The 6,287-nt window shown below is 73.8% G+C and carries 5 protein-coding genes; 4 read left to right on the top strand and 1 reads right to left on the bottom strand.

Annotation, left to right across the window (positions count from 1 at the left end):
* Positions 1-120: 120 nt before the first annotated feature.
* Entirely contained in the window at positions 121-1,038 is a 918-nt protein-coding gene (locus ACFWTE_RS25695; RefSeq protein WP_378782473.1) for a hypothetical protein, read from the bottom strand.
* A gap of 275 nt (positions 1,039-1,313) precedes the next feature.
* Between ACFWTE_RS25695 and ACFWTE_RS25690 the strand changes: the two genes are divergently transcribed.
* From ACFWTE_RS25690 to ACFWTE_RS25675, 4 genes are all read left to right on the top strand, one after another.
* Complete coding sequence (locus tag ACFWTE_RS25690; protein ID WP_378782472.1) at positions 1,314-3,230, top strand: GDSL-type esterase/lipase family protein; 1,917 nt, start codon at positions 1,314-1,316, stop codon at positions 3,228-3,230.
* Complete coding sequence (locus tag ACFWTE_RS25685; protein WP_378782471.1) at positions 3,230-5,101, top strand: hypothetical protein; 1,872 nt, start codon at positions 3,230-3,232, stop codon at positions 5,099-5,101. The genes ACFWTE_RS25690 and ACFWTE_RS25685 overlap by 1 nt, the downstream gene beginning before the upstream one ends.
* Entirely contained in the window at positions 5,098-5,238 is a 141-nt protein-coding gene (locus ACFWTE_RS25680) for a hypothetical protein (protein ID WP_378782470.1), read from the top strand. The genes ACFWTE_RS25685 and ACFWTE_RS25680 overlap by 4 nt, the downstream gene beginning before the upstream one ends.
* 234 nt (positions 5,239-5,472) lie before the next feature.
* The coding region (locus ACFWTE_RS25675; protein ID WP_378782469.1) for a glycosyltransferase at positions 5,473-6,287 on the top strand (815 nt) is incomplete at its 3' end.

The raw sequence follows: 6,287 nt of genomic DNA, 5'->3' as shown, positions 1-6,287 counted from the left end.
CTGCCGCCTTACCGCGACGACGGTGCCCGGATCCACACGAACTCCTGGGGTGACAGCACGCCGGGGAGGCCCCACACAGCGGGTGCGGGCCGCCGCCCGCCGTCTCCGGGTACGGCGGTCTCAGGCTCCGGTCCGGGTGGGGTCGGCGCGGTCCGCCCGCCGGCGGCTGGTGTCGGCCTCGGCCTGGGCCACGTTGCCGCGCACCAGGACGACCACGACCAGGGTCAGGGCGAAGCCGCCGACCCGCAGCGCCAGCATGACCGGGTCGTCGGGCAGCCGCTCCCCGAACAGGATCGTCCCCATCACGACCATGAACACGTTGCCCGCCACGTTGGACACCGGCGCGGTGATCGACGCGCGGGAGCGCTGGAGCGAGGTCTGGAAGAGGACGATGCCCACCGCCCACCCGACCGCGTACAGGTAGGGGTAGGGGGACAGGAGCGCGGGGACGACCGCGGCCCACAGGCCGTGGTCGGCCAGCAGCCCGCCCAGGCCCTTGCCCTGGAGCCCGGCGCTTCCCTGGGCGAATCCGGCCGCGGCACCCAGGGCCGCCGCCGACATGTACCTCCCGCCGCCGCTGGTGAAGGCCACCACGGCCAGGCACAGCACCACGGTGACCAGGCTGACCGTGACGAGCAGGCCGGTGTCGGCCGTGGTTCCGGTCTCGGACCCGTCGGCGGTGGACAGGGTGAGCAGGCCGAGGGCGACCGGCATGAGGGCCAGGGCCACGTACTCGCCCCGGGTGACGCGCTCGCCCACGACGAGCGTGACGACGAGGATGCCGCACGCGACCCCTGCCGCGAACGCCGGTTGTGCCACCGACACCGGGGCCAGGCCGAGGGAGACGATGAGCCCCACGCTGCCCAGCGCGGTGAACAGGCAGCCGAACACCCAGCGGGGGTTGCCGAGCAGGACCCGGGCCAGGTGGAGCGGCCGGTCGACCGAGATCGACTCCGACCCGTGCAGCGCGCGCTGCTGCACGCTCAGGCCGACGGTGTAGACCACGGCGGACAGCAGCGCGACCAGGAGTCCGATCACGGTGGGGCCTTTCGGCTCGGGGACGGCGGAGTCGCGGGGCGCGGCAGTGCCGGGGTGGGACCCTGCCGAGGAGGTACTGGCGCTAACGTCGGGATGCGCGGCCCACATCGGCCGTCGGAGGGCGTTGGAAGGTTGACGACCTCCATATAACCAGTTCTAGTCTGGTCTGACGAGCCCCGCGTCCTCGTCTGACCGGCCAGGGATGGTATGGCTCCGTGAGTGGGTATAGAACCTGTTCCGGGCCTGTTGAAGGGCGCGACGGCGAGGAATGGGGCATGGTGCAGGACTCAGACGAGCCCGGCAAGGACACCTCGGCGTCCCCGGGTGAGGGTGCCGACCCGTCGCACGAGGCGGAGGGGGCCGGCGTACCCGGCGCCCCGGCCGTGGAGGGCTCCTCCGGGGCGGCCGCCGAGGCGCGGCCCCGGCCGCGGTGGGCGGGGCCCCTCCCGCACGCCTGGCGCGAGTACGTGCGGGACCACCCCTGGCGGGACCTCTCGTGGCGGTACCTGTCCTGGCCTCGCCGGGCCCCGTGGCGGTACCGCTCCTCGCGCTTCGAGCCGGGCCCGCTCGGCCTGCTGGGGGTCATGCTCTCGGCGATGGCCGTCACCCTCCTGCTCCTCCAGACCGGGTCCGGCGGCCTCGGGGGCGGCGGGGACGAGCGCTCCGACGAGCCCGTCACGGTGCCGGGCCCTCCTGGCGGGGAACTGCGCCTCATGATGGTCGGCGACTCCCTGACGCAGGGCAGCAGTGGTGACTACACCTGGCGGTTCCACCTGTGGTCGCACCTGAAGGAGGCCGACGTCGAGATCGACTTCGTCGGCCCCTACGACGACCTGTACGGGCTCGACGAGGAGGAGACCGGCGACCGGGACTACGCGGACCCCGGCTTCGACACCGACCACGCGGCTCGATGGGGAAGGTCCACCCGGGAGCTCGCCACCGGTGTGGCGGAGGTGGCCGCCGAACACGAACCGCAGTACCTGCTGCTCCTCGCCGGAACGGAGGACATCCTGGCCGGGAACGGTGCCGACCACGCGTTGGAGGGCATCGGCGAGACGGTGTCCACCGTCCGTGTCGTCCAGGGCGAGACCCGGTTCGTCATCGGTGAGCTCCCCGCGGTGGAGGGCACCGGCGACGACGGCCGGTTCAACGAGGAGATCTCCCGGTTCAACATGGGCCTGGTGGACCTCGCCCGGCAGATCACCTCCAGCGACTCGCCCGTGGTCGTCGCCCGGGTCGCCGACGGGTACGCGCCGGCTCGGGACAACTGGGACGAGGCCCACCCGAACGCGCGCGGTGAACTGAGGATCGCCGCCGCGTTCGCCGACGCGCTCGCCGAGCCGCTGGGGGTAGGCCGGGTGTTCGAGCGGCCGCTGCCGAACCTGTCGGTGGGGCCGTTGACCGCGCCCGAACCCGTCGCGGAGGAGTCCGAGGACGGGCTCGTGCTCAGCTGGGAGACCGTGCCGGGGGCGACCGCCTACCGGGTGGTGCAGCGCCGGTTGGAACCGGATCCGGACGAGGAGACGGTACTGCCCGTCGACGTGGAGGACAACGGGGGCGAGAGGTCCGTGCTGGTGGGGGCGCTGTTCAGCGGAGCCCGGTACGAGTTCGTCGTCCGCCCGTTCAAGGGCAGGGACGAGGGTACGGGGTCCGAGCCCCTGCACCTGGTGTGGGACGACGACCCGCCCCCGGGCCCCGAGGGGATCAGGCTCCGCGACGGTGGGGCGACGGTGGTGTGGGACGCGGTGGAGGAGGCCTCGCACTACGAGGTGTGGGTACGGCCGCTGACCTGTGTGCCCGCCGACGACCGGCGCTCGCCCGTGGCCCTCGCGGACGGGGACGGGGCTCCGGGCCGCCCGGACGACGGGGGAGGCGCCGCTCCGCCGGACGGGGGTGCGGAGCCCCCCTCTCCGGCTCCGGAACCGGCACCGACGGACACGCCCCGGCCCGCCCCCGCGCCGGAGCCGTCACCCGCGGCGCCCCAGCCCGCCCCCTCGGAGCCGGACGGGGGCTGTGCACGAAGAGACGGGCGCGGACCCGGTGACGGGGAGGGGTGGCGCACACTCGGCCCGGTGGGGGAGGAGCCGCGTTGGACGGCGGCGGTGTCCGGCGACCACGAGGTCGTGGTCCGCTCCTACCGGGACTACGTGGAGGGCGGTTTCTCCGACAGCGTCCGCCTCGCGGGCGGCTGATGCCGGCGCGAAGCGGGGCGGCCCGGCTGCGCCTGTGGGCGGCCCGACTGCTGCCGTGGGCTGTGGGGCTGCTCGCGGGGGGTGCGGCGCTCGGACCGGCGCTCGGGCCCGGGTACGTGCTCCGCTACGACATGGTCTTCGTGCCCGACCTGTCCTTGGGCACGGTGCTGGCGGGCGCGGACGGGTTTCCCCGGGCCGTGCCGAGTGACGCCGTGGTCGCGGCCCTGTCGGGTGTGCTGCCGGGCGACGCGGTGCAGGCGCTGGTGCTGTTGGCGGTCTTCGCCGTGGGCGGGGCCGGGGCGGCCGTCCTCTCCGCGCGTGCGCTGGGAGGGCGCGGGCCGGTACGGGCCGGAGCGCAGGCGGCGTCGGCCGCGGCGGGACTGGCGTACGTGTGGAACCCCTTCGTCGCCGAACGCCTGCTGCTGGGGCAGTGGGCCATGCTCCTGGGCTACGCGGGGTTGCCGTGGGTGGTGGGGGCGGTCGCCCGTTCGGCCGTGGTCCGGCCGGTGGCGGGGTTCGCGGGGCTCGTGTGCGCGCTCGTTCCGGCCGCCGTGGGCGGTTTCTCGTCGGTGGTGCTGTCCGGGCTCACGGCGGGGCCGGTCGCGCTGCTGCGTACCCGAGGGGCGCCTGATGAGGGGGCCGGCGGGCGCTGGTGGGTACGGGCCGGGCTGTTGCTTCTGGCGTTGCTCGTGGTCGCGCTGCCGTGGCTGCTGCCGTCGCTGTCGAGCGGTGCGGGGACCGACCCGGCCGGGGTGGAGGCGTTCGCGGCACGGTCCGATACGCCCTTCGGTACTGCGGGGTCCCTCCTGCTCCTCGGTGGGGTGTGGAACGCCGGTGCGGTCCCGCCCGGCTACGGCGAGCCGGTGACGGCCACCGTGCGGATGCTCCTGTGCCTGGTGGCACTGGCGGGCTGGGCGTGGTTGCTGCGGAGGGCGGGGCCCGCCTTCGGCACCGGCCTTTCGGTGGCCGCCGCAGCCGGCCTCGTGCTCGCCCTGCTCGGCACCACCGCTCCGGGGCGGGAGGTCCTGGAAGGGCTGATCGGTGTGTGGCCCGGGTTCGGGGTGCTGCGGGACGGTCAGCTCTACGTCGCGCCCCTGGCGCTGGTGCAGGCGCTCGGGTTCGGTGCGGCGGTGCTGTGGCTGGGGGGACACCCGGCGGGCGGGTCCCCTGTGGTGTCGTGGCGGGTGGCGGTCGCGGTGTTCGCGGGGTTCCTCCCCGTGGTGTCCCTGCCCGGGCTCCTGTGGGGCGCGGGCGGAGCGCTGGCCCCCGCCGCCTACCCGGACGCCTGGACGCAGGCCCAGCGGGTCGTGGCCGCGGACGAGCGTCCCGGTGCGGTGCTGGTGCTCCCGTGGAGCGCCTACCGGGGCGTCGACTGGTCTGGTCGGCCCACGGTCGTGCTGGACCCCGCCACCAGGCTCTTCGACCGGCGGACGGTCTGGAACGACGACCTGGTGGTCGGCACCCCGGACGGCGGCGCGGTGGTGGTGTCCGGGGAGGACACCCTGGCCAGGGAGTTCGCGGCCCTGTTGCGCCCCGACCCGGGGACCGGGCTGCCGGAGCGCCTGGACGCCGGTGCCCTGGCAGGGGAGGGTGTGCGCTACGTGGCGGTGTCGGCGCCGGTCGATAACCAGTTCTGGTCTGGGGTGGACGGCCTGTCCGTGGTGGTGGAGGGGGCCGACATGGTGCTGATCGAGGTCCAGGATCAGCACATCAAGGCAGACAAAGCCACCATTTCGGGGTTGGAAGTTACCGGCGGGTTAGTTACAGTTGGGGCAATCATCTGGTCTATGGCTAGATCAGGTTCTAGTCTCGTTTTCCAGTGCTCCGGTCCCAGCTCGGGGCCGGGCGCGCGGAAGGAGATCCCCAAGTGATCAAGGTAATCGCCGCCTGCGTCATCGGTGCGGCCCTGGCGGGAGGTGGCACCGTTCTGGCCACCAACCTCGCCACGGACTCGACCGCGACCGCGGAGCCGGTGAACGAAACCCTCTACAACTACGGCGACCGCTAGGGAGCCCGAGTTCGACCGAGGACAGCGGGCGCCCCGTCCCCAGCGGGGCGCCCCACCTCCCGAACCCCGCGGCCCAGGCCCCCGTCCCCGGCCGCCACCCCCCACAGACGTCCGGTCGACGGGCCTGTTCGGCGTGCGTTCCACCCTTCTCCCGTGTGATCGCCGTGCGTGTGCGAGCGCATGCGGAAGGTGGCCGCGCCCGGCCCGGCCGGACACAGCGCGGAAGGAGAGCGTGTGGTCTTCCAGAAGGTCCGCCACAGGGCGGAGCCCGACCTGCCCCAGGTCATCGCGACCCCGGCCGCCACCGCCGTCCCCACCCCGGCCCCGGCGGGAGTCGACACGGAGGCCACCATCGACCTCGGACCACGCCTGGACGGCGTCCGCCTGGTCATGATCAACTGGCGCGACCCCTGGCAGGCCGCAGCCGGGGGAGCCGAGGAGTACGCCTGGCAGATCAGCCGCCACCTGGCCGAACGCGGCGCCATCGTCACCTTCCTCACCAGCCGTGAACCCCACCAGGCCCGGGTCGAGACCCGCGACGGCATCGTCATCCGCCGGATGGGCGGCAAGTTCACCGTCTACCCGCGCGTCATGGCGTGGCTGACCCTGTGGCGGCGCGAGTACCAGCTCGCCTTCGACTGCATGAACGGCATCCCCTTCCTGTCCCGGCTCGTGCTGCGCCGCAGCACCCGGGTGGTCAGCATCGTGCACCACGTGCACGACCTCCAGTTCAACGCCTACTTCGCCCCGCCGCTCGCCCGGGTGGGCCGCTTCATCGAGTCGGCCGTGGCCTCGCGTGTGTACCGCGACTGCACCACCGTCACCGTGTCGGAGTCCTCCCGGCGGGCCATGCGCGACAAACTCGGCTGGCGGGCGCCCATCGAGATCGTGCACAACGGCGGCCCTCCCGTCACCCTCCACCACCCTCAACCGTCGCCTCCGGCGCAGTCCTGTCCTCCCGTCACCCTCCACCACCCTCAACCGTCGCCTCCGGCGCAGTCCTGTCCTCCCGTCACCCTCCACCACCCTCAACCGTCGCCTCCGGCGCA

Source organism: Nocardiopsis sp. NPDC058631 (assembly GCF_042716955.1).
Classification (GTDB): domain Bacteria; phylum Actinomycetota; class Actinomycetes; order Streptosporangiales; family Streptosporangiaceae; genus Nocardiopsis.
Note: the sequence above shows the minus strand (reverse complement) of the source record. Positions and strands in the feature narration are given on the sequence as shown.

Bases quoted from the DNA above. Each gene is read 5' to 3' on its own strand.
- ACFWTE_RS25690 (WP_378782472.1), top strand. From the start codon at position 1,314: ATGGTGCAGGACTCAGACGAGCCCGGCAAGGACACCTCGGCGTCCCCG.
- ACFWTE_RS25685 (WP_378782471.1), top strand. From the start codon at position 3,230: ATGCCGGCGCGAAGCGGGGCGGCCCGGCTGCGCCTGTGGGCGGCCCGA.